The sequence below is a fragment of the Cellulomonas algicola genome (assembly GCF_003851725.1).
Classification (GTDB): Bacteria; Actinomycetota; Actinomycetes; order Actinomycetales; family Cellulomonadaceae; genus Cellulomonas; species Cellulomonas algicola.
Window position 1 is genome coordinate 1 of the sequence record NZ_BHYL01000473.1, and the last position, 1,539, is coordinate 1,539.

At 73.5% G+C, this 1,539-nt stretch carries 2 protein-coding genes; both read left to right on the forward strand.

All coding sequences use genetic code 11. The annotated features are described in order from the left end of the window. Positions 1-205 precede the first annotated feature (205 nt). Complete coding sequence (locus tag CTKZ_RS20920) at positions 206-1,078, forward strand: CPBP family glutamic-type intramembrane protease (RefSeq protein WP_371852407.1); 873 nt, start codon at positions 206-208, stop codon at positions 1,076-1,078. A 49-nt stretch (positions 1,079-1,127) separates the two neighbouring features. Then, a partial coding sequence (locus tag CTKZ_RS20925; protein WP_124344690.1) for an FAD-binding protein occupies positions 1,128-1,539 on the forward strand: 412 nt, incomplete at its 3' end.

Consider the following 1,539-nt stretch of genomic DNA (forward strand, 5'->3'; position numbering starts at 1 on the left):
GGGCGACGGCGTCCGCGGCGCGCTCGGCGGTCGCCGCGTCGGGCTCGTCGGTCGGGCGGTCGGCGGTCGCGGCCACGGGCTGGTCGGCGGCGCGGTCGGGGTGCGGGTCGGCGGGTGCGCCGGAGGGCTGGTCGTCGGGCATCCGCACAGCGTTCCACCCCGCGAGCGGTCGCGTGGACCACGTCCGGCCCCGCAGACTGCACGGGTGGACGCCGCCCCGACCGACGCCCCTGCCGCCCCGACGACGCCGACCGTCCCGCGCCTGAGCTGGGCGCCGCGCGACGTCCTGCGCGTGCTCGCCGCCGCGCTGGTCTGCGGGTCGGCCGTGCTCCTGTTCGCGGTGCACGTGCGGCCCTGGGGGTACGTGCCGCTCGTCGCGGGCGTCCTCCTGGCGTTCGCGGTCGACCGTGCGCTGGGCCGCGACCTCGCCGTCGTCGGGCTGGGCATGGCGATCATCACGACGATCTCGCTCAAGGCCGACCTGTCCGACGCGGGGATCGCGCGGTTCGGGGTCGTGCTGTCGGCGGCGGTGCTGGTCCCCTACGTCGTGCACCGCTACCTCCTGAAGCAGGACGTGATCCGCTTCCCGGTGCGCACCGGCCGGCGCTGGACCCGCACGCAGGTGGTCTACCTGCTGGTCGTCGTGGTGCTCGCGTACCTGCTCCTGCCCTGGTACTTCCTGGGCTCGGGCGCGTACCTCAACTGGCCCGTGGTGGACACGGGGCAGGAGGTCGCGCGGCTGTTCGTCGGCGTCAACGCGGTGGGCATCTGGGACGAGCTGTTCTTCGTCTGCACGGTCCTCGCGCTGCTGCGCGTGCACTTCCCCTTCCCGGTCGCGAACGTCCTGCAGGCCGCGGTGTTCGTGTCGTTCCTGTGGGAGCTCGGGTACCGCGAGTGGGGTCCGCTGCTGACGATCCCGTTCGCGCTGGTGCAGGGCTGGATCTTCCGGAAGACCGCGTCGCTGACCTACGTGGTCTCCGTGCACCTGCTGTTCGACCTCGTCGTGTTCATGGTGCTCGTGCACGCGCACGAGCCGGCGATGTTCGACGTCTTCGTCACGGCGCCCTCGTCCTGGTGACCGTAGGTTGGGGTGATCCCCCAGCCGCACGACGAGAGGACCCAGCCCCGTGAGCCTGACGAACTGGGCCGGCAACTACACCTACCGCGCGCCGCGGGTGCTCGCACCGACCACGGTCGAGGAGCTGCAGGAGCGGGTGGCCACGGAGTCGCGGGTCCGCGCCCTCGGCACCCGGCACTGCTTCAACGACCTCGCCGACGGACCGGCCGCGCTCGTGTCGCTCGAGGACCTCGACCCGGAGATCACGCTCGACGCGGGCGCGCGCACGGTCACGGTGACGGGCGGGACCCGGTACGGGACGCTCGCGCGGTTCCTGCACGACGAGGGCTGGGCGGTGCACAACCTCGCGTCGCTCTCCCACATCTCGGTGGCCGGCGCGGTCGCGACCGCGACGCACGGATCGGGCGACCGGTCGCGCAACCTGTCGACCGCGGTCGCGGCGCTCGACCTCGTCGGGCCCG